We start from the raw sequence: 22840 nt of genomic DNA, 5'->3' as shown, positions 1-22840 counted from the left end.
TTATATACATTGTTGTAGCACGTTTTTAGTCTATTATTCTATCAAATGTTTTATATATAAATTCAGTTGATATTGAATCTTTAACAATTTTAAATTTCAAATTTGTAAATTCTGCTCCTCGACGACCAACTCCTTTTCTTTTTCTAACATTTTCTAATTTATTCCAATTATTAATGGTTAAATGAAGAATAGCACATAATCCATCACCTTGGATATGAAAGTATAAGGATTCTTTTCCATTTTGCTCGTCATACTTTTGAAGCCAATAAGTCAGTTTTGCTTGGTCAATATAATTTAGTCGCTTGACTAATTCGTCCTTATATATCTTTGAATCTGGTAAGTTGTTTTCAAAAATCAGATTTGTATTATTGCAATCTGGTCGGTCACAAGAGACAAGAAGTCCAAGTACTGAAATAATTAAAACTACATTAGTTAATATCTGTTTCATAGGTCATTTTTAATGTGCTACAACGTGATTGTATAAGATTAGTTGCGTGGTTCAAGTACTAAAGTTAGCAAATAAATCACAGATAGAAAATCCTTGCGGATTTTCGTAAGTAGGCTAGAACTAGCAATTAATTTTATACGGTGTTGTAGCACGTTTTAATCAGATATTGTTATGATTTCAAATTTCCATCCTTTATCTGTTTTATGATTTTTATTAAAATTTGGTGATTTTATTCCAGTATAAATCATTCCAGCTGCTGGAATAGTCAGCCAAAAAGCTGTTGAATCAACTAATACACCAATTAAAACACCAAATCCAGCTGTTATAGCTCCACCATAAATAAGAAATCCAGAAGTAAAAATGGAAGTCAAAAGGGGATTCCGTTTTAATGCATCAATATCAGACAAATTTATTCGGACATTATCAATAATAATTGTACTATTATTTTCAATCTTAAATCGGCCTTTAATTTTTCGACCATCAAATGTTTTTAGCTTTATTCTTTTATTCTCTTTAATGATTTTTTCTTTGTTAGTATTGATGTTAGTGATTTTTATAGCATTAGTTTGAGCTATGGCTACATTGAAAAATAATGAGCTAAAAATAAGTAAAAATAGTTTTTTCATAATAAGATGTTTTTTAGTAAGATACATAAATATACAAATGGTTGCGTCAAATGTGCTACAACGTTGTTGTATATGATTTGTTGCGTGTTTTAAGCACCTAATTTAGCAAATACAAACCGAATAGAAAATCCGTGAGGATTTTCGTAAGCAAGCCAGAACTAGCAATAAATTATATACGGTGTTATGGGCTGCCTTTTCTTCTGTCATAATTCGCATAATATTTTAACGGGATACTTTTTTTGTTGAAATATTTTTATTTGATTTTCTAAATCACCAAAAATACTCTCAAACCTTTCGAAGTTTACTTCATAACCAAATGACCCCATTTTTTTTAGTCCTTCTACTATTTTTAAAGTACCAACTTTTTCAAATTTGTCCTTGAACTTAACGAAGTCTTTATGGTCTACAGCGTGCTGAATTACTCCAAAAAAGAAATTACAGTTGCCTCCTGATAAATTCCAAATTCTTTCGATTCCTGGTTGCATTTCTCTTGTTATTTGTTGGTCATATCCGCTACCTATTTGTCTGCCTAATATTTCTTTGTCTTTTAAATCCTCAACTGTCGGTTTTTTGTTTGAATTGTAAGTTGTGGGAACCAAAATATAATTGCATTGACCTCTATATTGGGTAATTGTTGAACAAATCACTGCCCTATAATTTCCGTCTTTAAGTTGAAAAGTTAATAAGTCGTTTGGTTGGAAATAAAAGTTAGTTATTTTTCTATACTTTTTTCTTGCCCTTATTTTAGTATTGGATTGACTTATTTTTTTCCAAAATTTATCAAGTTCTTTTTGTCTTGCTTTACCTTCCTTTTCATTTAGTTCTGCCCATTCTTTAACACAAACACCTTTGTCGATAATTGACTTTACAAAAACTAATTTGTCATCTGTCATTTGTCCAATTTCCCAAATTGCCAATGCACAAGAAGTAACATAAATTTCGTTGTCGAATTCGTCAAAATAGTCAGTTTGAATAAGAGGAAATTCTTTGTTTATGGAGTCAAAATCCGCACCACTATCATACAAATCCATAATTCCCCAGTAAGTGTCGTGGGCAGTGTCTCCGTCAATTATTTTTACTCCGTCTGTCGCCATTACTGTCTGTTTTTAGGTTGCCCATAACGTTTTTGTATAAAGAAAGTTGCGGTTTTGACAACGAGGAATTTCCAACGGAAATTCTGAAGTTGGCAAAAGAGCAACAAACTTTGGTAAAGCTAAAAGTAGCAATTTTTTATACACAGTGTTGGGTTTAGTTATTATAATAACCTACTACTTTATTTCTTTCAGGATTTTCTGTAGATATTTTTAATTTTAGAAAATCTCCAATTTGTTTTCTTCCAACTCTTTTTCCAACTGTTTTTTCACTTTTAAATTTTTTGTTTTCAAATTCATATTCAAATATTAATTTTTTTGTAATAATAACCTTTTCCAATATGAACCATCTTTATATCAATTATTTCTGCTTTTACAAAATCATTTTTACTAAAAATAAATTTATACTCCTCTGAATTCCAATAGTAAAAAGAAATTCCAAAAATAAAAATAATTCCTAATGTTAATAAAATAGGTTTTAAAAAGTCAAATTTTTCTTTTTCTCTCTTTTTTTCATATTCAATTTTCCACTTTTTGAATTTCTCTTTATCTTCTTTATCTTTTACAATGCTATATTTTTCAATAGAATTTTTAGTTACTTTAAAATCTAATTCATTTATGTAATTATCTATGAAATTATTGACTATTCCTAAATTTTCAATTTTAATTCCAGTTCTTTCTTGCGATTTTTCATTAAACTCGATTAAACTTAAATGGTAATTATTTTCAATTCTATAAATATGTAGAGAAGTAGTTTCTTTAACGATAGATAATTCAAATTTTGATGTAAAGTCAAAACTATTTTTTTTCTCCAATATTTTTGAAACTATATTAGAATTATATTCATAAACTTTATCTTCTTTATATGAATAGTATTGTAAGTTCATTCTATTTTTTTTTCTTTCTTATTTTATCGAATTTCATAATTAAACCCAACTAGTTTATATGCGCAACTTTATGTAACTTTTTACAAAAAATAGTAGCCCACATATTCCATCACAATATATAAAAACAATCATAAAAAGTTGGTTAACGGAGTAAAATAAAATGATATTTTTTAATGATTTATATTTTGCACCTAATTGATGCCTCTTGTCATCATCTTAATACTTCTTGTTATTGTCGTAATGATACATTCCGCCATCGTAATGATACGTTCCGCCATCTTAATGGTACGTTCCGTCACATTATTGATACGTTCCGCCATCGTAATGGTACGTTCCGTCATCGTAATGATACGTTCCGCCATCGTAATGGTACGTTCCGTCATCGTAATGGTACGTTCCGTCATCGTAATGGTGCGTTCCGCTAGCGGAACGTATCAACAATGTAGCGGAACGTGTCAACAATGTGGCGGAACGTATCAATAATGTGACGGAACGTTATAAAAATACTTCGGAATGGTATTTCTATTAGAGAATCATTCGTAAAAGAAATGAAATTGGAAGTTTCGTATTAGGTAATAGGAATTTTCAGAGTCAGTAGTCTCTGAAATTCAAGGAATTACTTAATTTTCTCAACAGTATAAATTTATTGGTAACATTCAATAATTTCATATCTTCGATTGCTGTTAGAAGAACGATTATTTAATTTTTAACAGTGAAATTGAATGCAGCAATTACTACCTTTTTTGACTATACAAGCTAAAAAATTACAAGAATTTTGTAAGAAAACCCTACAATTTATCATCAAACATCCTTTTAAATCAGCATTTTACGGATTTTCTTCCATTTGTGCATTTGTACTATTTGTTTTTTTGCTCACCTATTTGGGTGTTTTTGGAAAAATTCCGAAACAAGCTGAATTGCGAAATCTAAAAAATCCAATTACTTCCACCCTGTATAGTAGTCAAAAAACGGTTTTGGCAACCTATTTTTTGCAAAACAGGTCCAATATTGACAGCACAGAATTGAATACCTATTTGGTTGATGCACTAGTTGCCACAGAAGATGTGCGTTTTTATGAGCACAAAGGCATTGATTATAGGAGTTATGCACGGGTTATTATCAAATCGTTATTGTTGCAACAAGGAAAAGGTGGTGGAAGTACTGTTACACAACAAATTGCCAAAAATATTTTTGGTAGAAAAAAACAATATGCTTTTTCCACGCTCATCAATAAAATGAGAGAAGTGATTATTGCCAGAAGATTGGAAAGTGTGTACACCAAAAACGAATTGTTGTTGTTGTATTTCAATACGGTTTCTTTTGGCGAAAATTTATACGGCATTGAAAAAGCGGCTCAACGATTTTTTAATAGAACTCCTAAAAAATTATCTCTTGCGGAGTGTGCTACGTTGGTGGGCGTATTGAAAGCGCCTTCTTTTTACAATCCAAGAACGCAACCAGAAAGATCGGAAAACAGAAGAAATGTGGTGCTGAGTCAAATGGTAAAATATGGGTATTTGACTGAGGAAGAGGCTGAAAAAGCAAAAAAACCATTGAAACTAAAATATGTTGCACCTCCCAAAATTTCGTCTATTGCCAATTATTATAAGGAATTTGTGAAGAAAGAATTCAATGCTTGGGCTGAACAAAATCCAACAAAAGAAGGGCATATTTATGATTTGGAATTGGATGGTTTAAAGATTTACACCACCATCAATCCATCTGTTCAAAAATATGCTGAAAATGCCATGAAAAGAAACATGGATAGACTTCAAAAATTGATGGATTTGTATTGGACAAGTGCCACCACTCAAGGAGGAAAAGAGGCTTTTATAGAGAAATTGGTCAACAATCATCCTGAGGTGAAAGCACTCAAAGCAGCCAACAAAAGTGAGCAAGAAATCAAGGATTTTGTGAGTAAAAAAGGATTGAGAAAATACTGGGAAATAGGAGAGGGGTATCAAAATAAAATGCAATCGCTTCAAGATTCTATCATCAGTTCAATCAACAGATTGCACACGGGAATTTTAGTGATGAATAGCAGAAATGGCAGTATTTTAGGCTATTTGGGCGGCATTGATTATGGTTTTTCTCAATATGATCAAATTCAAAATAAAAAGCAAGTGGGTTCTACCTTCAAACCAATTACCTATTTAGCAGGTTTGGAAGCAGGAATTGAACCTTGCGAATTTTTTGACAATCAATTGTTGACTTACAAAAGATATGATGGTTGGAAACCCAGAAATGCCAATGGAACTTATGGAGGAAGTTACAGCATGTATGGAGCGTTGGCAAATTCGGTAAACACAGCTTCTGTGGCAATTCAGATAAAAACGGGTGTAAACAGAGTGATTGAACAAGCTCGAAAAATGGGAATTGAATCAAAGATTCCTAAATTTCCTTCCATTGTGTTGGGCACAGCAGATATCAGTTTGTTTGAAATGGTAAAAGCTTATGCCACTATTTCCAATGGCGGAAATCAAGTGACACCTTATATTATTGAAAGAATTGAAGACCAAAATGGCGTTGTGTTGTTTAAAGCAGCACCCAAATATAATGGAAGAGTTGCGAGTTATAACAGCGTTAAAAACTTACAAAAAATGATGGAATTTGCGATGACAAATGGCACAGGAGCCAGTATTCAGAATTACCAAATTCCTTATAATATCATTGGAAAAACAGGCACCACTCAAAACAATGGTGATGGTTGGTTTATAGGATGTTCACCAGAAATTGTAGTAGGAGCTTGGGTAGGTACTTTGGATAAAAGAGTGCAATTTAGCACTACACGTTTTGGTTCGGGCGCAAGTACAGCATTGCCAATGGTGGCAAGTATTTTCAAAGGAATGAGTAGTTGGAGAAATCCAATGTTGACCAATTTTACCTATGATTTTAAGTATTTTCCTTGTCCGCCATTTAGTGAATTTTCTTCGGAAGAATCAACAGCAACCTTTAAAAATGACAGTACTTATGTAAGGTCATTGCTAGTTAGAGATTCCATATTAGAAGCTGAAAAACTCAGATTGTTAGATAGCATTCAGCAATTAGATACTTTAAATATCAACAAGATTATTGAGTGATGTAGTATCATAAATTTGCCACGAATTCACGAATTTTTTATAACTATGAATCCAATAAATTCGAATTTTCATTAAAGATGAAAACAATTATTCTATTGAATTTTATAAAATTGGTGAATTCGTGGCAAAAAAATCTTTTTGACTATTGATTAAAATAATGATACACATCAAATTCTTTTTTTCAATTAATTCAAAAAACTGGTAAAAACTATTTATATTTTTCAAATAGAATTTGTATTATTGACAATCAAAAAAAACTAATAAAACAAATCAATAATGGAAGCACAAAAAGTAGATATGTTTATCATGTCAAATGGAAAGTATTTTGAAAGTCATCATGTAAATGCTATCAGAAATAGTTTGATTGCTGCTGATGATTCAAAATGGCCAATGTTGTCAGTAACTCAGTTTAATGATCCTTCAACAATTTTAATCGTTTCAATCTTTGCAGGACAATTGGGAATTGACCGATTTATGATTGGTGATACTGGCCTTGGAGTTGGTAAATTATTAACTTGTGGTGGTTTGGGAATTTGGGCAATTATTGATTGGTTCATGATTCAATCGGCAACAAGAGAAAAAAATATGGAAAAAATCCAACGAATATTAGGATAATGGCATTGACCAGCAACAAGTTGTATGTGTTGATTGCTACAGCATGTTGTGTTGGTTATGCTTGGTTGTTTTTCAATATTTCGGAAAATTTTACTGATTCCAATAATTTTACAGTCTGTTTGTTTAAAGAAGTTACCCATGTTCCTTGTCCTTCATGTGGCACAACAAGAGGGGTAATTTCTTTATCAAAAGGGCATTTTTTGGAAGCAATCTATACCAATCCATTCAGTGTAATTATTGCAGCAATTATGATTATTGCTCCAATTTGGATTGTTTTGGATGTTGTCAGAAAAAAAAGAACCCTTTTTCAATTTTATCAAAAAGCAGAAAAATTACTAATAAAACCTAAAATTGCCATTCCTTTAATTGTGCTTGTGCTTTTAAACTGGATTTGGAACATTGCAAAAGGCTTATGATACATATCAAACAATTTAGTTACGAACCTGGTGATCACGAATCAGAAAAAGCTTCTAACAGTTACTTAATGTCATTAATTGCCATTATTGCAGGACTGCCTTTTCCGATTATAAATTTATTGGCTACTCTCATTTTTTATGTAGGAAATAGAAAATCAACCTATTTTGTGCGTTGGCATTGTACACAAGCTTTGGTATCGCAAGTATCCATGTTATTTATCAATAGTGTGGCTTTTTGGTGGACCATTGGAATTATTTTTGGCGATGAAACGTTGACAAATAATTATTTTGGGTATATGATTACTGCCTTTATTTTTAATTTCACTGAGTTTATTGCCACTATTTACACCGCAATTAAAGCGCGCAAAGGAATTCATGTAGAATGGTGGTTGTATGGCCCGTTAACAAATTTAATTTGCAAACCAAGATGATGGAAAAAACTCTTACTCAGTTACTAATCACAGTTTTACTATTTTTTGGGGCTTTGTTTGCGCTGCAACAAGTCAATTGGGTTTCTTTGTTTAAAGTGCAACAAATTACAGATAAAACCGAAGAAAAACTAGGAGACCTGTTGTGGGAAACTTTCAAAGCTTCTGAAACAGAAAATACAAATCCTATTCTTGTAAAATCAATAGACAGTATTGTTTCAAAAATTAGTGAAGCCAATGATTTTGATAAAGAATTTTTCAAAGTTCATTTGTTGAATTCTGATGAAGTGAATGCATTTGCACTTCCTAATGGTCATTTGGTTATTTACACTGGATTGATTTCAGATGCTGAACATCAAGATGAATTGGTGGGAGTCATTGGGCATGAAATGGCACACATTCAAATGCAACATGTCATGAAAAAATTGGTGAAAGAAATCGGTTTTTCAGTACTGATTTCCATAACTACAGGTAGTGCAGGAGGAGAGATTGTAAAACAAGCAGCGAAAACACTTTCATCATCAGCTTTTGATAGAAGTTTAGAGAAAGAAGCAGATATTAAAGCTGTTGATTATTTAACAAATGCCAATGTAAATCCAGCGCCTTTTGCAGATTTTTTATACAGATTGTCATTGGCTGATAGTCAATTACCATCCATAGTTTCATGGATAAGTACACATCCTGATTCTAAAGAAAGAGCGGAATATATTCTTGAATATAGCAAAGACAAATCAACTGATTTCAAATCCATTCTTTCAGAAAAAACTTGGGAAAGTATGAAAGAGAAGCTTACTTTTTAAAAAAAATAATATTCCTAACATTAATAATAAATTTACGCTTCTTGGTTTTTTTTAGGGTCTCTTTTGGCATCTTTTAAAGATTGTTGCAGCATCCATTCTATTTGTCCGTTTGTAGAACGAAATTCATCTGCAGCCCATTTTTCAATAGCATTGAGCATGTCTTCATTAATACGTAGTGCAAATGCTTTCTTTTTAGACATTTTAGCGAATAATTAGTTACTATTTTTTTAGTATAAAGTTTGTAATTTCTTTGATCAATACTTCCGAAATTGGAAAACTATCTGTCATGTATGATTTTAAATTGTCTTCGTCTTTTTCAATAGTTTTCAACACATGATTCATGTTTTTAATAATCACAAATTGTGCATCTGGGGCTGCTTTTGATAAGTTTTCAGCATCGGAAATCAATACTTGAATGTCTTTATCACCCTGAATAATCAATGTGGGAATCCTTACTTTTTTGATTTCATCAATTGGATTCAATGCCACCCAAGAACTAAAAAACGCTTGATTTTGAGGAGCAAATAGTGAGATTAGATTTGGATTTACTTCTTTGATACTCCCAGTTTCTTTCAATTCTTTGAAATGTTGAGCTGTAATTTCTCCCAAGGAAGCATTTTGATTGGTGATTTGTCTGATGATTATTTTGTCAATTGTTTCTCCAGCACCCGCCAAAGAAATGTATGCATCTACATTTTTTGATGCCATCATAGCCAATAAAGATCCTTGACTGTGACCTATTAAAATAATGCTGCTAAAACGTGCATCATTTTTAAAATGTGAAATGACCACTTCTACATCGCTCACAAAATCTTCTATCAAAATATCATTCAAAAAAGCGGCATTTTTTGGATTTGCAGTTCGTTTATCATAGCTGAAAAATGCAATATTTTCTTGATTGACAGCTTTCCGAAATTGCTGTATATAATTTGCAGGACTTCCATTTCTATCCACACCACCAGAACCGTGAACCCAAATTATCAACGGACTTTTTTCGGAAGTATAAGTCAATGTTCCAGGCAATTGAATCACCCCATTGTTGAAGTTGATTTCTTCCGTTTTGATTTGTGCAAATGCACTAATTGCAGTGAAAACGGTTATGGCAGTATAAAGTATCACTTTAATCATCACATTTTATTTTGATAGGTTTCTAACACACTTTTTGCTTCGGATTCTTTTTGAGTTCCGATTAATAATTTTTTCCCATTTTTGAGTTCTAATTGAATGCCAATATCTCCAGAAACATTGATGGCTTTTCCCTTTTTGCTGAATAATTTTCCACCTTTCAAACCCCAACCACCATAATCTCCAATAGGATCATAGGTTCTCACATAGGCTTTTGAGATTTCATTCCAACCAATTTTTTTGAAAGAAAAGTGGAAAGGAAAAAATTGATAGTGGATGCCTTGTTCGTCAATTCTCGTTGAAAGTTTGAATAGAAAAATAATTCCTAATGGCAATAAAATCACTAAACTAATCAGCAAAACCATTTCCAAAGAAAACGAATTTTTGTCATTTTGATATTCATTAATCATCACTCCAATAGGAACTAAGGAACTGAAAATAATAATGATGATCAACCAAAGTTGCGTAAAACGTTGTTCTTCTTTAAACACTTTCATGATTATCGATTTTTGTCTCTTTCAAAAACAATTCTTGTAGAGTGTTCAGAAATGTGAGTTACAACCCAACCTTCTCTTGCATAAAGATTTAGGGTTTCTTCTAAACGAATTTCGTTTTTTGTCATGCCCATTTTCCAAGTAATTACTTTGTATTCTTTCATGAATTTTTGTTTTTTATTGTTTAAATGTTTCTATTGTTTCAGTAGTTTTATAATTATATTTTCTACATCTAACCTCTAATCTCTAACTTCTAACTTTTAACTTCTAAAATCTAACTTCTAGTGATTCAAAGTCCCAGCATTTACAACAGGTGTAGCTTCTTTATCACCACATAAAATCACCATTAAATTGCTAACCATGGCTGCTTTTCGTTCATCGTCCAAATCCACAATATTTTTTTTGCTCAATTCTGTCAATGCCATTTCAACCATACTCACAGCACCTTCTACAATTTTGTGACGTGCTGCAACAATTGCAGTAGCTTGTTGTCTTTTCAACATGGCACTTGCAATTTCTTGTGCATAGGCTAAATATCCAATCCTCGCTTCCAAAACTTCAATTCCTGCAATTGCCAAACGTTCTTCAATCTCTTTTTCTAGTGCTTCAGAAACTTCATTTACGCTCGAACGCAACGTAATATCTTCATCATGACCTTCATCTGCAAAATTGTCATAAGGATACATACTTGCTAATTTTCGCACAGCAGCATCTGTTTGAACTCGTACAAAATTCTCATAATTGTCCACATCAAAAGCAGCTTTGTAGGTATCAGTAACTCTCCAAACCAAAATGGTTGAAATCATAATTGGATTCCCCAATTTGTCATTTACTTTCAAACGTTCACTATCAAAGTTGCTTGCTCGTAAAGAAATTTTCTTTTTGGTAAAAAATGGATTTGCCCAATACAAACCATTATCTTTTATGGTTCCCACGTATTTTCCGAATAATAAAATGACTTGTGAGGTATTGGGATTTACCAAAATAAATCCAAAAAAGCCAATAAAACTAATGGCTGTAATAATTAAATACAGTGGATTGCTTTGTTGAATGGCAAGAACAATACTTCCTGTAAAGATGAGTAACGTTACAAATAACATGAGGTAACCATTTGCTGGTTTGATAATTTTTTCTGCTTTCATGAGTTTTAGTTTATTGATTTGTATAATTTATTATGATATTAAAATGATATCACAAATATAAAGCATAATTTTTTATATTTTCAAATATTTCTTCAATTATTTCTGTAATTTAGCCAAAATTTAAGAAATCAAATATCCATGAATTTAAAACTTATTTTACTCATTCCCTTTTTCTTATTGACAAAATCAACTCATGAAGAAGCTTTTTTTTGGGGTCAAAACGGACATAGAGTTACTGGAAAAATTGCAGAGAATCATTTGACAAAAAAAGCAAAAAAAAATATTGATAAACTACTGAAAGGTAAAAGTTTGGCTTTTGTGTCAACCTATGCTGATGAAATAAAATCCGACAGAAAATACAATAGTTATTCAGTGTGGCATTATGTAAATATGGGTTTGGAAGAATCCTATGAAGCATCAGAAAAAAATCCTGAAGGTGATTTGGTTGTAGGAATTGATACCTGTATAAAAGTGTTGAAAAACGAACAAAGTTCAGAAGAAGACAAAGTTTTTCATCTAAAAATGCTAATTCATTTGATTGGTGATTTGCATCAACCAATGCATATTGGTAGAAAAGAGGACAAAGGAGGCAATGATGTTCAAGTACAATGGTTTGGACAAGGCACTAACTTACATTCAGTTTGGGATACAAAAATCATTGAAGATTTTAACATGAGTTACTTGGAATTGGCAGAAAATGCGGATCAATTATCAAAAGGGCAAATAGAATCTTTGCAAAAAGGGTCTGTGGTTGATTGGGTAAATGAAGTTCATAAAATTACGAATGACGTTTATGGATCTGTGAAATCAGGGGATAAATTGAGCTACAGATATTCTTATTTGTATTTAGAAACAGTGAGAACACAATTGCAAAAAGGCGGTGTCCGTTTGGCAAAAGTGTTGAATGATATTTTTGGATAAATCACGAGTTGAAAGAATTTACAAACCTCATAAGTTACTGCTTATGAGGTTTTTTGTTAAGAATCAGTTAATTATTTTTTCGCTATTTTTAAAAAAACTACATTTATTTCATGATACAAAAATTCATTTCATTTACACTCATAGCCGCATTTCTTTTTTCATGCAAAAAAGAGATTCCGAAAGAGACTTTAACCAAGGAAATCGCAAAAATTGCTACCGTTAAAAGTTTGAATTATCAGCAATTAAAACCTTTGTTAGAAAAGCAGGATGACAAAATATACGTGGTGAATTTTTGGGCTACTTGGTGTGCTCCTTGTGTAAAAGAGTTGCCTTATTTTGAAAAAATAGGAGCCGAATATAAAAGTAAAAATGTGGAAGTTTTGTTGGTCAGTTTGGATTTTCCAAAACAAGTTTCAACAAAATTAATTCCATTTATCAATAAAAATAATATTCAATCAGAAGTGGTTTTGTTAGACGATTTTAACGAAGATATTTGGATAAAAGCCATTGATGCAACTTGGAGTGGAGCCTTGCCAGCAACATTGATTTACCATAAAAATAAAAGAAAGTTTTATGAACAAACTTTTGATTATGAAACACTTGAAAACGAATTAAAACAATTTTTAAACTAATTATTTATGAAAACAATTAAAAATACCCTGATTTTAGCGATGCTAATTTTGATGACCACTGCATTTTCTACACGTACAGAAAATGGGTACAAAATTGGAGATACCATAGAAGATTTTTCCCTTAAAAATATCGATGACAAAATGGTTTCATTAGCAGATTATAAAAAAGCAAAAGGATTTATCATCATTTTTACGTGCAATATGTGTCCTTATTCTGTGGCAAATGAAGACAGAATCAATGCGTTGGATGCCAAATACAAATCAAAAGGATTTCCTGTAATTGCGATCAATCCAAATGACCCAAAAGCATCAAAAGGCGATGGTTTTGAAGATATGAAAGTACGAGCCAAAGAAAAAGGATTTACATTTCCGTATTTGTTTGATGAAGGTCAAAAAGTATATCCAAAGTTTGGAGCTTCTAAAACTCCACACGTTTTTATCGTCTCAAAAAAATCAATGAAAGTGGAATATATTGGTGCTATTGATAACAGCTCAAAAAATCCTGATGCAGTTACTGAAAAATATGTTGAAAATGCAGTTGATGCGTTGTTAGCTGGAAAAAAAATAGAAAAAACCGAAACAAAAGCGATTGGTTGTACTATTAAGGTTTTGTAGTTTTTGAAGAAAATTATGACTAAAAATCCCAATGAAAATTGGGATTTTTTATGCTTTAAGTTTTTTGATTTTTTGTTTTATATGTCCAAAAAAGCTTGAAAATGCAGATTTTAAATTACTCTTATAACAAATGAATTGTAATTGAAGTTTGGTGTTATTATCTAAAGAATCAAAAAAAGACTTTTTAATCCAAAATTGATCTCCAGCAATATTATTCACTTTATTAATCACACAAATAAAGTTATTTGAGAGCAAAAAAGTTTCAATTTGTGGTTTTAATGCCTGATTTTCATACAATGGAACTTTTTCAACCTCAAGCCAAATCGAATTAATGTTAGAAATTATATTTTCTGCTCCTTCTAAAACGATTAATTCAGCACCTTGAACATCCATGTGAATAAAATCTATTGTCTTGATTTCATGGTCTTTACAAAAATTTTCTAAAGTTTCTGTTTCAATACTGATGGTTTCATTAAATTCAAGCCAAGGATGAATTTCCTTTGTTTTTCCTGGTTTGTATAAAGATGAACTTTTATTACCAAAATCTGATGATTGATCCGTAGGAACCTCTTTGTTAGGTGGTTTTCCTGAGGAAAGATAAAAAGTAGCAGTCCCTTTTTGTGAAGATAATCCTAAACAGTAAGCATGCAAATTAGTAGCTTGGAATTTATCTTTGTTTTTAAGTATTTTTTCAAAATTTGAAGGAACAGGTTCAAAAGCATAACTTGTTGCATTTGTTAATATTTCTAAATATCGAATGCTACTTAAACCTTCACAAGACCCAATATCAAAAAAGGTTATTGAATGGTTTTTTTTAAAAATTTGTAATAAAACTTTTTCTTGTATAGCTAATTTAAGAGTTGCTTTCATATCAATTTTTTTCAGTTTCAAAGTAACTAAATTATTTTCTTTCTAAAAAATCTTGATATGACATTTGGGTAATCGCTTTTCCAAGGGAATCTAATTTTGAAGCATTTTTTCCCTCAGACAAAATGGGTATTTTGCTCACATAATCATATAAAAAAAGACCATTTTCGGAAATAGTTCCATATCCTTTATTGAAGGTGTAATGTGCATATTGCTTATCAGATTTATGAAAGAAATTTTTTCCAAATTCAAAGCCAGTTACATCTCCGTTTAATAATTGCAGTAAAGTGTAAGAAAAATCAACCTGACTTGAAACAATAGCTATTTTTGTACCTGGTTTTTTAACAGCTCCTCCTAACCAAAGCATAGGAATATGGAATTTTTTTGGAGAAAAATAAGGACCTTCGTGTTCAGGAGAACTGTGTCCATGATCGGCCATAATCACAATTAGTGTGTTTTCATACCAAGTTTGCGTTTTTGCAAAATCAACAAATTTCCCAATAATACTATCTGTGTAATGATGCGCACTTCTGTAAAGATTGTCCTCAGTATCTTTTCCAAATTTATAGGCTCCTTTAATTTCATAGGGTTCATGACTAGACAATGTCAACGCAATTTTAAAAAAAGGTTCTTTTTGTTCTGTAGTTAAATCGTCTTCAAAACGTTGCATAAAAACATCATCATGAGCACCCCATTTTGAATTCCAGTCTTCTTCATCAAAATCATTTCCATCTACAATTTTTGAAATTCCGGCATTTCTTAAATAGGTATTCATATTGCCAAAATTCAAGTCACCTCCATAATAATAAGAAGTTTCATAACCTAATTCATACATTTTTTTGGGCAACATTGTCAAACTTCTTGTTTTGTTTGGCATACGCATGATTCTTTCCACAGGTTGTGGATAATAGCCACTTAAAATCGCAGGAATTCCTTTGTCTGTTCTATCTCCATTAGCATAAAAATTGGTGAACAACATTCCTTCTTCTGAAAGAAAATCCAAATTGGGTGTTACATCAATTTCACCACCCAAGGAACCTACTACTTTTGCTGATAAACTCTCCCAAAGAATCAAAATAATATTGGGTTTAGAAGTAGTTAAAATATCATTTTTTGGAGAAGTCAGTAATGGGTTTCTTGAGTTTTCAATAATGGTATTTGCGATGACTGTTGGAAAAGCAACATAGGGATTTTTTCCATCTGTTTTGTGCGCAATAGTGTTGAAAAAATTCCAAGTAAAATTTAAGGATGCATGATTCGCAAACATGTTTTCAGAAAAATACACATTGCTTTGATTTACAGGAATTAATTGAAATCCGCCACGAATAGGAATCACCAAAGCTCCAAAAATCAATAAAAATGCAGGAAATTCTTTCCAACTTTTATAAATTCCAGTTTTTAATTTTGGTAAAACAATCCACTTATAAAGAAGACTAAAAGAGATTGAAACCACAATCCAACCTATGATTCCTGAAATTAATTGCGTCTTTGATGCAGAGGAAATCATCAACTCTGGTGTATTTAAATATGGTAAAAGTGAAGTATCTAAACGAATTCCCCAAGCTTGATACAATCCTGCATCTATAAAAAGTAATAGACTTATTAAAATAAGACAGAAATAGGTAAAATAATTAATCACAAAAATGATTTTCTTAGTGGCAATTATTTTTGAAAAAGCAAAGAGTAAAAAAGGAATAGCACTCAAATAAGAAGCAAAAGAAAGATCAAGCTGAAAACCAAAGAAGAAGGTTTTAAGACTTTCTAACCATCCAATTTCGGTTGTTTTTTCAATATAATAGATTAGGAAAAAAAGACGCGCAAAAACAAAATATCCAACCCAAAAAAAGGTATAGGAAAGCAAAAAAATAAGACTTTTTTTAAAGTTTTTCATAGGTTACTCTGTTACTTTTAATCGCGCTTTTACAGCAGTGGAAATGTCGGCATAATCTTTTCTCAAATACTTCAAATATCCAGTAATAGCAATCATTGCAGCATTATCAGTGGTATATTCAAACTTTGGAATATAGGTTTTCCAACCCAACTGTTTTTCAGCATTTTGCAAACGTTTTCTGATTTCTGAATTGGCAGAAACTCCACCAGCAATGGCAATGTGATTGATGCCAGTTTCTTTCACTGCTTTTTTAAGTTTATCCATCAAAATTTCAACAATTGTATACTGAATTGAGGCACAAATATCATTCAAATTTTCTTTTATAAAAAGAGGATTTTTTTGTTGTTCTTTTTGAAGAAAATACAAAATTGCTGTTTTTAATCCGCTAAAACTAAAATTCAAATTGGCCACTTGAGGTTTTGAAAAAGGAAACGCTTTCGGATTTCCCAACTGTGCATATTTGTCAATCAAAGGGCCACCAGGATAAGGCAATCCTAAAATTTTTGCTGATTTGTCAAACGCTTCTCCAACAGCATCATCAATGGTTTCTCCTAAAATTTCCATGGAAAACTCATCCGTAATTTTTACAATTTGGGTATGTCCTCCACTTATTGTCAAACAAATAAATGGAAAAGGTGGTTTTGGTGAATCATTTTCGATAAAATGAGCCAAAATATGTGCTTGCATATGATTGACATCAATCAAAGGAATAGTTAATCCCAAAGCCAATGATTTGGCAAACGAAGTTCCCACCAATAAAGACCCCATCAATCCTGGGCCATTGGTAAATGCAACTGCAGAAAGTTGATTTTTTGAGATATTTGCTTGATTCAAAGCTTGTTGCACAACAGGAACAATATTTTGTTGATGAGCTCTTGAAGCCAATTCAGGAACAACACCTCCATATTGTGCGTGAACTTCTTGATTGGCAATGACATTGCTCAATACTTTTCCATCACAAATCACTGCAGCACTTGTGTCATCGCAAGAAGATTCAATTCCCAATATATAAATGGGTTGTTCCATATTTTTATAAAAATTTGACACAAAATTAAGTATAATTTTAAGGAAGCCCGCAAATTTTAATTATAGAATTTTATTGTTTGCTACATTTGTACGAACTTTGTTGAAATTGGCAATATTTTTGATTATTTCAAGTTGTCATTAACAGTTAAAAAATCAATCGTCATCAAAAAATTGTTTCGAAAATTAGGAAAATGGTTGGGGTATTTTGTGCTCTTTTTGCTATTCATTAGCATCATTTTTTCTATTCCTTATGTTCAAACAAAAATTGGCAATTATGTTACCGAGAAAATCAATGAAGACTTTGGAACGGATATCGTAATTGAAAAAGTCGATTTTTCATTTATTGGAAGTGTCAATTTAAAAGGAGTAAAAATTAAAGATCATCATCAAGATACCTTGATTTATGTTCAAAAATTAAGAACTTCTCTATTTAATTTTAAGCGAATTTTAGACAATCAAGTCAATTTAAAAAGCATTTCTTTGGAGGGTGTTGATTTTCATTTGAAGACTTACAAAGGTGAAACCAATGATAATTTAAGCATCTTTATTGAACTTTTTGATGATGGAAAACCGAGAGATTCTTTGACGCCTCCATTTATTTTAAAATCATCTAACATTTATATCAATAAGCTGAATTTCAAATTGATAGATGCCAATAAAATTGATTCTATTGGTTATCAAATTTTGAATGCTGGTGGAAATTTGCAAGATTTTTCCATTGTTGGGCCTGATTTTTCTTCAAATATTAGAGGTTTGTATTTCAATGATTCTTACAATTTGAAAGTCACAAATTTGTCAACTGATTTTAGGTATTCATTATCAGGAATGGATTTTAAAAATACCACTTTACAAACTGAATTTTCATCAATTGTTGGCGATATCAAACTAAGTTATAAGCGTGAAGATTTGGTCGATTTTAATGACAAAGTGAACATCAAAGCTGATTTTTCTGAAAGTAGTTTGGCTATTCAGGATTTAAAAAAGTTTTATGGAGAATTATCAGGCGAACACAGTCTTGATTTTCATGGAAATTTAGAGGGAACTTTGAATAATTTTGGATTAGAAAATTTTGAACTGACCACAAAAGGAGGAATTAGAATTGAAGGAGATTTGAGTTTTGTAAATGCTGTTAATAGCGAAAATGGTTTTGTTTTTCAGGGAGATTTCAAAAATATGATTGCTACTCAAAAAGAGCTGAAAAATATTTTGCCCAATTTATTGGGAAAAACCTTGCCTTCTTCTTTTGATAAATTAGGTCAATTTAATTTGCAAGGAACTGTTTTTGCAACACCCACTCAAGTAATTGCGGATGTAATTTTGAGTTCTAGTATTGGAAAAGCAATTGCTGATTTGGAAATAGGAAATGTTGATAACATTGATTTTGCTACGTATAGTGGAAAAGTTTCGTTGGAAAATTTTAGAATTGGCGTTTTGTTTAACGATGCAACTTTCGGAAAAGTTTCTTTAAATGGAACTGTAAAAGGAAGTGGATTTCGATTGGATAATATCAATACAAAATTCAATGGAAATGTTTCTCAACTCGTTTATAATTACTACAATTATAAAAATATCAATGCAAATGGACAATATCAAAATAACAAATTTGATGGTGTTTTAACAATTGATGATGAGAATTTTAAGATGAAATTCAATGGGTTGGCTGATTTATCTGGCAAAGTCAATAGATTTGATTTCACCTCCGAAATTGGCTATTTGAATTTAAAAAACACCAATCTCTTTTCAAGAGATTCTATTTCAAAATTGAAAGGAATTATTGAAATTGATGTAGAAGGAAATACGTTTGATGATATTGTTGGAAATGCTACATTTAAAAATATTTTTTATACAAATGAAAAACAAGAATTTAGTTTCAAAGAATTTAAATTCACGTCTTCCGTTAAAGATTCCATCAAAACAATTGAAGTAAATTCGGAAGATATTGCAAAAGGATATTTGACTGGAAAATTTTCGTTTGATGAAATTGTCCAAGTTTCGCAAAATGCGTTAGGAAGCATTTACAACAATTACGAACCTTATAAAGTTGCTCCAAATCAGTATCTTGACTTTAATTTTACCATTTACAATCAAATAATTACTGTTTTTTTTCCTGAAGTTTCTATTGATAATAACACCAAAATAAAAGGTAAAATTCAATCCAATAAAAATCAATTAAAGCTTACCATTTCATCGCCTAAAATAGACGCTTATGGCAATGAATTGAAAGATGTTTTATTGCGGACAGACAATCAAAATCCGTTGTATAATTCCCATTTAACAGCCTCTGAAGTCAATACGAAATACTACAATGTTTCCAAATTGAATTTATTAAACAGAACAGAAAATGACACGTTGTTTTTTAAATCCGAATTTAAAGGCGGTCCAAATAACAAAGAAGATTTTAACTTGGATTTTTTCTATACAATTAACAAAGAAAAAAAATCGGTAGTTGGTTTTGAAGAATCCACTTTTGTGTTTAAAAACACGGCTTGGACCATCAAACCTGATGAGACAAATATTGACAAAATCACCTTTGATTTGAAAAAAGACGAGTTCAATTTTAGCCAATTTAAAATCGTTTCAGGAGAACAAAAAATTGAATTTACAGGAAATCTCAAAGGCTCAGAAGAAATTTATTTACTAGCGGATTTCAACAAAGTGAATTTGGATAGTTTTCTGCCAAAAATAGATAGTTTGGCAGTGAACGGAAATGTAACAGGACATCTTGATTTTATCAAAAAAGACAATGTTTACAATCCTGAAGCCATTTTAGTAATCAAGGATTTTGAGGTTAATAAATTCAAACAAGGAGATTTGGCCATCAATATCAAAGGAGATAATTCTTATCAAAAATACAATGTTGATTTATCTATCAGTAATGAAAGAGTAAGAAGCATTGCAGCCATTGGTAGTCTCGATTTTTCAGATAAAAAACCATTGATTTATTTAGAGGTTTTTATGGAAGATTATACCTTAGATGCTTTCAGTCCTTTAGGTCAAGATGTAATTTCTTCGTTAAGAGGAAATGTTTCAGGAAATTTTACATTGATAGGTTTTTTAGGAAATCCTGAAATGGAAGGCTTTTTAACACTTAAAAATGCAGGATTAAAATTCCCTTATTTGAATGTAGATTATGATTTTGAAGGCGAATCAACGATTTCTTTGTTAGAACAATCCTTTATTCTAGAAGATTTAAAAATTTTTGATACCAAACACAAAACACGTGGAATTTTAAGTGGCAATATTTCTCACAGAAATTTTGAACAATGGTTTTTAGATTTAAAAATTGACACAAAAAACTTATTGGTTTTAGATACAGAAAATACAGAAGAAGCCCTTTTTTATGGAACTGCTTTTATGGATGGTACTGCAACAATTTCAGGTCTTACAGATCAATTATCTATTGAAATAAATGCCAAAACAAATCCAAAAACAGTTTTTGTTGTTCCGTTAAAAGATATAGAAACTGTGGATAGTTTTGGGCTAATTCATTTTAAATCAGACGCTTTAAAAATTGAAGATAGACAAAGAGAAGTAGCAGAAGATGCCATCAAAGGACTTTCTTTAGATATTGATATTCAGGTAACTAAAGACGCAGAAGCACAAGTTGTTATTGATGAAGTCTATGGAAGTAAATTAACAGGAAGAGGTTCAGGAGATTTGCAAATTCGCATCAATACAAGAGGCATGTTTAATATGTTTGGCGATTTTACAATTGATAGTGGAGTGTATGATTTTAAGTATGGAGGAATCATAAACAAGCCTTTTATCATTCAAAAAGGAGGAACAGTTTCTTGGAATGGAAATCCATATGAAGCTAATTTAGATGTAACTGCCATTTATAAAGCGAAAGCAAATCCTGGAGTTTTATTGGAAAATTACAATTCTACCAGAAAAGAAAATATTGATTTGGTAACCCGAATTTCAGGAGGATTATTTAGCTCAAAACAAGAATTAGACATCAAACTAACGAATGTTGATCCAACCATTGCAAATGAGTTAGAATTTATTTTAAATGATAATAATATCAATGAAAAAACAACGCAATTCATTTCCTTGTTGGCTTTTGGAACGTTTAGAAACCCAGATCGTGTTTCGTTTGATATCAATAATAGCATCACAGGAACAGCTTCAAGTGCTATTGCAGCCGCTTTCTCTAGTTTGATAAATAGTCCTGATAGTAAATTTCAATTAGGAATTGATTATCAGCAAGGAGCGAATAACATCAATAATTTAATCATTGACGATCAAGTGGATGTTTCTTTCAGCACACAATTAAGTGATAGAGTTATTATCAATGGTGAATTGGGAGTTCCTGTTGGTTCGCAAACACAATCAAGTGTAATTGGCGAAGTAAAAGTGGAGTTTTTATTGAATAAAGAAGGAAATTTTAGAGGTGTAATTTTCAACAGACAAAATGAAATTCAATATTCTACAGAAGAAATAGGATATACCCAAGGAATTGGTTTGACATATCAAGTAAACTTTAATAATTTTTCAGAATTATTAACAAAAATTAGACGAAAAATAAAGTTTAAAAAAGAAGAAAAAAAGGTTGAAACTGGTAAAAAAGAAGAAGTAAAAAACAATATTTCAGGAGATTAATAAATGAATTAAAGTCAATCAATTAAATGTAAAATTTTTGGCGAAACTAAATGATTTTTTCTTGTAAACAAAGGGGTTTTGCTCTATAACGTTTTCGTAGTTTTTTTAGTTGAAGTCATTAAAAAGCCGTAATTTTACGCTATTATATTATGGAAAAAATAAAACGAATTGGTGTCATGACATCTGGAGGAGATTCCCCAGGAATGAACGCCGCTATAAGAGCTGTAGTAAGAACGTGTTCATATCACGAAATAGAATGTGTAGGTATTTATCATGGATATCAAGGAATGATTTCTGGTGATTTTATCGAATTGAATGCACGAAGTGTAAAAGGAATCATCAACAAAGGAGGAACATTTTTGAAATCTGCAAGGTCAAAAGAATTTATGACCAAAGAAGGAAGACAAAAAGCCTATAATAATTTGATAGCGGCAAATATTGATGCGCTTATCACAATTGGTGGTGATGGAACTTTTACAGGTGCTATTATTTTTAATAAAGAATTTAACTTTCCTGTAATTGGAATTCCTGGGACAATAGACAATGATATTGCAGGGACTTCTCATACCTTAGGTTATGATACTGCATTAAATACAGTTGTTGATGCTATTGATAAAATTAGAGATACAGCAAGTTCTCATGATCGATTATTTTTTATTGAAGTAATGGGAAGAGATGCAGGACATATTGCATTGAATGCAGGTGTTGGAGCAGGTGCTGAAGAAATTTTAATTCCGGAAGAAAATTTAGGTTTAGAGCGTTTGGTAGAATCCTTAAATAGAAGTAAACAATCAGGAAAAGCATCAAGTATTGTCATTGTTGCTGAAGGCGATAAATCAGGAAAAAATGTGTTTGAACTAAAAGATTATGTTGAAGAACACATGCCTGAGTACGATGTACGAGTTTCTGTGTTAGGTCACTTACAAAGAGGAGGAAGTCCTTCGTGTTTTGACAGAGTTTTAGCAAGTAGAATGGGTGTAAAAGCTGTTGAAACTTTGCTAGAAGGAAAATCGAACTATATGGTTGGATTGTTAAATGATCAAATTGCTTTAACACCATTAGAGCAAGCAATCAAAGGACAATCAAAAATAGATAAAGAATTAATAAGAGTTTCAGACATTATGTCTGTGTAAA

General features: G+C 31.2%; 22 protein-coding genes. 10 read left to right on the top strand and 12 right to left on the bottom strand.

The window, feature by feature from the left end:
* Nucleotides 1-25: 25 nt before the first annotated feature.
* From IU405_RS04335 to IU405_RS04320, 4 genes are all read right to left on the bottom strand, one after another.
* Nucleotides 26-448, bottom strand: coding sequence for a hypothetical protein (locus IU405_RS04335; RefSeq protein WP_197437385.1), 423 nt, complete (start codon nucleotides 446-448; stop codon nucleotides 26-28).
* 155 nt (nucleotides 449-603) lie between these two features.
* Nucleotides 604-1074, bottom strand: a complete 471-nt coding sequence (locus tag IU405_RS04330) for a hypothetical protein (RefSeq protein WP_197437384.1) — start codon at nucleotides 1072-1074, stop codon at nucleotides 604-606.
* Between the two features lie 203 nt (nucleotides 1075-1277).
* Nucleotides 1278-2168, bottom strand: coding sequence for a hypothetical protein (locus IU405_RS04325; RefSeq protein ID WP_197437383.1), 891 nt, complete (start codon nucleotides 2166-2168; stop codon nucleotides 1278-1280).
* Nucleotides 2169-2467: 299 nt separating this feature from the next.
* A complete protein-coding gene (locus IU405_RS04320) occupies nucleotides 2468-3052 on the bottom strand; it encodes a hypothetical protein (RefSeq protein WP_197437382.1) in 585 nt (194 codons plus the stop codon).
* A 722-nt stretch (nucleotides 3053-3774) separates the two neighbouring features.
* On the opposite strand from IU405_RS04320, the gene IU405_RS04315 reads away from it, so the two are divergent.
* The 5 genes from IU405_RS04315 to IU405_RS04295 all read left to right on the top strand — a co-directional run bounded on the left by IU405_RS04315 (nucleotide 3775) and on the right by IU405_RS04295 (nucleotide 8391).
* A complete protein-coding gene (locus tag IU405_RS04315) occupies nucleotides 3775-6132 on the top strand; it encodes a transglycosylase domain-containing protein (RefSeq protein ID WP_197437381.1) in 2358 nt (785 codons plus the stop codon).
* 276 nt (nucleotides 6133-6408) lie between these two features.
* A complete protein-coding gene (locus IU405_RS04310) occupies nucleotides 6409-6747 on the top strand; it encodes a TM2 domain-containing protein (protein WP_197437380.1) in 339 nt (112 codons plus the stop codon).
* Nucleotides 6747-7163, top strand: a complete 417-nt coding sequence (locus IU405_RS04305; RefSeq protein ID WP_231749537.1) for a DUF2752 domain-containing protein — start codon at nucleotides 6747-6749, stop codon at nucleotides 7161-7163. The genes IU405_RS04310 and IU405_RS04305 overlap by 1 nt, the downstream gene beginning before the upstream one ends.
* Nucleotides 7160-7594: a DUF4870 domain-containing protein gene (locus IU405_RS04300; RefSeq protein WP_197437379.1), complete on the top strand. Its 435-nt coding sequence runs from the start codon at nucleotides 7160-7162 to the stop codon at nucleotides 7592-7594. Before IU405_RS04305 ends, IU405_RS04300 begins: the two co-directional genes overlap by 4 nt.
* Nucleotides 7594-8391, top strand: a complete 798-nt coding sequence (locus IU405_RS04295) for a M48 family metallopeptidase (protein ID WP_197437378.1) — start codon at nucleotides 7594-7596, stop codon at nucleotides 8389-8391. Before IU405_RS04300 ends, IU405_RS04295 begins: the two co-directional genes overlap by 1 nt.
* A 32-nt stretch (nucleotides 8392-8423) precedes the next feature.
* Here IU405_RS04295 and IU405_RS04290 read toward each other — a convergent pair whose 3' ends face one another.
* The 5 genes from IU405_RS04290 to IU405_RS04270 form a co-directional block, all read right to left on the bottom strand.
* A complete protein-coding gene (locus IU405_RS04290; RefSeq protein WP_197437377.1) occupies nucleotides 8424-8591 on the bottom strand; it encodes an Arc family DNA-binding protein in 168 nt (55 codons plus the stop codon).
* Between the two features lie 19 nt (nucleotides 8592-8610).
* Entirely contained in the window at nucleotides 8611-9519 is a 909-nt protein-coding gene (locus IU405_RS04285; protein WP_197437376.1) for an alpha/beta hydrolase family protein, read from the bottom strand.
* Nucleotides 9519-10013, bottom strand: coding sequence for a hypothetical protein (locus IU405_RS04280; protein WP_197437375.1), 495 nt, complete (start codon nucleotides 10011-10013; stop codon nucleotides 9519-9521). The genes IU405_RS04285 and IU405_RS04280 overlap by 1 nt, the downstream gene beginning before the upstream one ends.
* A 2-nt stretch (nucleotides 10014-10015) precedes the next feature.
* Complete coding sequence (locus IU405_RS04275) at nucleotides 10016-10174, bottom strand: DUF4177 domain-containing protein (RefSeq protein ID WP_197437374.1); 159 nt, start codon at nucleotides 10172-10174, stop codon at nucleotides 10016-10018.
* 117 nt (nucleotides 10175-10291) lie between these two features.
* Entirely contained in the window at nucleotides 10292-11152 is an 861-nt protein-coding gene (locus IU405_RS04270) for an SPFH domain-containing protein (protein WP_197437373.1), read from the bottom strand.
* 138 nt (nucleotides 11153-11290) lie between these two features.
* On the opposite strand from IU405_RS04270, the gene IU405_RS04265 reads away from it, so the two are divergent.
* The 3 genes from IU405_RS04265 (at nucleotide 11291) to IU405_RS04255 (ending at nucleotide 13320) form a co-directional block, all read left to right on the top strand.
* Nucleotides 11291-12073 (top strand): S1/P1 nuclease, encoded by a 783-nt coding sequence (locus IU405_RS04265; protein ID WP_197437372.1) that lies wholly within the window; start codon nucleotides 11291-11293, stop codon nucleotides 12071-12073.
* Between the two features lie 110 nt (nucleotides 12074-12183).
* Nucleotides 12184-12705 carry a TlpA disulfide reductase family protein gene (locus tag IU405_RS04260; RefSeq protein WP_197437371.1) on the top strand — a complete coding sequence of 174 codons (522 nt, stop codon included), beginning with the start codon at nucleotides 12184-12186 and terminating at the stop codon, nucleotides 12703-12705.
* Nucleotides 12706-12711: 6 nt separating this feature from the next.
* Nucleotides 12712-13320: a thioredoxin family protein gene (locus tag IU405_RS04255; RefSeq protein ID WP_197437370.1), complete on the top strand. Its 609-nt coding sequence runs from the start codon at nucleotides 12712-12714 to the stop codon at nucleotides 13318-13320.
* Between the two features lie 48 nt (nucleotides 13321-13368).
* Here the strand turns inward: IU405_RS04255 and IU405_RS04250 are convergent, their stop codons facing one another.
* From IU405_RS04250 to tsaD, 3 genes are read right to left on the bottom strand one after another with little or no spacing between them, the layout of a single operon-like run.
* Nucleotides 13369-14190, bottom strand: coding sequence for an FkbM family methyltransferase (locus tag IU405_RS04250; protein WP_197437369.1), 822 nt, complete (start codon nucleotides 14188-14190; stop codon nucleotides 13369-13371).
* Between the two features lie 31 nt (nucleotides 14191-14221).
* The gene (locus tag IU405_RS04245; protein ID WP_197437368.1) at nucleotides 14222-16078 is read right to left on the bottom strand and encodes an LTA synthase family protein; all 1857 of its coding nucleotides are present in this window, start codon (nucleotides 16076-16078) and stop codon (nucleotides 14222-14224) included.
* Between the two features lie 3 nt (nucleotides 16079-16081).
* Nucleotides 16082-17104: a tRNA (adenosine(37)-N6)-threonylcarbamoyltransferase complex transferase subunit TsaD gene (tsaD, locus tag IU405_RS04240; protein ID WP_197437367.1), complete on the bottom strand. Its 1023-nt coding sequence runs from the start codon at nucleotides 17102-17104 to the stop codon at nucleotides 16082-16084.
* A gap of 171 nt (nucleotides 17105-17275) precedes the next feature.
* On the opposite strand from tsaD, the gene IU405_RS04235 reads away from it, so the two are divergent.
* Together IU405_RS04235 and pfkA are read left to right on the top strand one after the other, a co-directional pair.
* Nucleotides 17276-21706, top strand: coding sequence for a translocation/assembly module TamB domain-containing protein (locus tag IU405_RS04235; protein WP_231749535.1), 4431 nt, complete (start codon nucleotides 17276-17278; stop codon nucleotides 21704-21706).
* A 149-nt stretch (nucleotides 21707-21855) separates the two neighbouring features.
* The gene (gene pfkA, locus IU405_RS04230) at nucleotides 21856-22839 is read left to right on the top strand and encodes a 6-phosphofructokinase (RefSeq protein WP_231749533.1); all 984 of its coding nucleotides are present in this window, start codon (nucleotides 21856-21858) and stop codon (nucleotides 22837-22839) included.
* Nucleotide 22840 lies beyond the last annotated feature (1 nt).

It is taken from the genome of Polaribacter sp. BAL334 (assembly GCF_015767435.1).
Lineage (GTDB): Bacteria > Bacteroidota > Bacteroidia > Flavobacteriales > Flavobacteriaceae > Polaribacter.
The sequence above is the reverse complement of the archived record's forward strand: the minus strand, read 5'-3'. Positions and strand labels throughout refer to the sequence as shown.

Bases quoted from the DNA above. Each gene is read 5' to 3' on its own strand.
- IU405_RS04300 (WP_197437379.1), top strand. From the start codon at position 7,160: ATGATACATATCAAACAATTTAGTTACGAACCTGGTGATCACGAATCA.
- IU405_RS04320 (WP_197437382.1), bottom strand. From the start codon at position 3,052: ATGAACTTACAATACTATTCATATAAAGAAGATAAAGTTTATGAATAT.
- IU405_RS04285 (WP_197437376.1), bottom strand. From the start codon at position 9,519: ATGATTAAAGTGATACTTTATACTGCCATAACCGTTTTCACTGCAATT.
- IU405_RS04275 (WP_197437374.1), bottom strand. From the start codon at position 10,174: ATGAAAGAATACAAAGTAATTACTTGGAAAATGGGCATGACAAAAAAC.
- IU405_RS04315 (WP_197437381.1), top strand. From the start codon at position 3,775: ATGCAGCAATTACTACCTTTTTTGACTATACAAGCTAAAAAATTACAA.
- IU405_RS04250 (WP_197437369.1), bottom strand. From the start codon at position 14,190: ATGAAAGCAACTCTTAAATTAGCTATACAAGAAAAAGTTTTATTACAA.
- IU405_RS04280 (WP_197437375.1), bottom strand. From the start codon at position 10,013: ATGAAAGTGTTTAAAGAAGAACAACGTTTTACGCAACTTTGGTTGATC.
- IU405_RS04260 (WP_197437371.1), top strand. From the start codon at position 12,184: ATGATACAAAAATTCATTTCATTTACACTCATAGCCGCATTTCTTTTT.
- IU405_RS04245 (WP_197437368.1), bottom strand. From the start codon at position 16,078: ATGAAAAACTTTAAAAAAAGTCTTATTTTTTTGCTTTCCTATACCTTT.
- IU405_RS04270 (WP_197437373.1), bottom strand. From the start codon at position 11,152: ATGAAAGCAGAAAAAATTATCAAACCAGCAAATGGTTACCTCATGTTA.
- IU405_RS04330 (WP_197437384.1), bottom strand. From the start codon at position 1,074: ATGAAAAAACTATTTTTACTTATTTTTAGCTCATTATTTTTCAATGTA.
- IU405_RS04255 (WP_197437370.1), top strand. From the start codon at position 12,712: ATGAAAACAATTAAAAATACCCTGATTTTAGCGATGCTAATTTTGATG.
- pfkA (WP_231749533.1), top strand. From the start codon at position 21,856: ATGGAAAAAATAAAACGAATTGGTGTCATGACATCTGGAGGAGATTCC.
- IU405_RS04295 (WP_197437378.1), top strand. From the start codon at position 7,594: ATGGAAAAAACTCTTACTCAGTTACTAATCACAGTTTTACTATTTTTT.
- IU405_RS04305 (WP_231749537.1), top strand. From the start codon at position 6,747: ATGGCATTGACCAGCAACAAGTTGTATGTGTTGATTGCTACAGCATGT.
- IU405_RS04265 (WP_197437372.1), top strand. From the start codon at position 11,291: ATGAATTTAAAACTTATTTTACTCATTCCCTTTTTCTTATTGACAAAA.
- tsaD (WP_197437367.1), bottom strand. From the start codon at position 17,104: ATGGAACAACCCATTTATATATTGGGAATTGAATCTTCTTGCGATGAC.
- IU405_RS04290 (WP_197437377.1), bottom strand. From the start codon at position 8,591: ATGTCTAAAAAGAAAGCATTTGCACTACGTATTAATGAAGACATGCTC.
- IU405_RS04310 (WP_197437380.1), top strand. From the start codon at position 6,409: ATGGAAGCACAAAAAGTAGATATGTTTATCATGTCAAATGGAAAGTAT.
- IU405_RS04325 (WP_197437383.1), bottom strand. From the start codon at position 2,168: ATGGCGACAGACGGAGTAAAAATAATTGACGGAGACACTGCCCACGAC.
- IU405_RS04335 (WP_197437385.1), bottom strand. From the start codon at position 448: ATGAAACAGATATTAACTAATGTAGTTTTAATTATTTCAGTACTTGGA.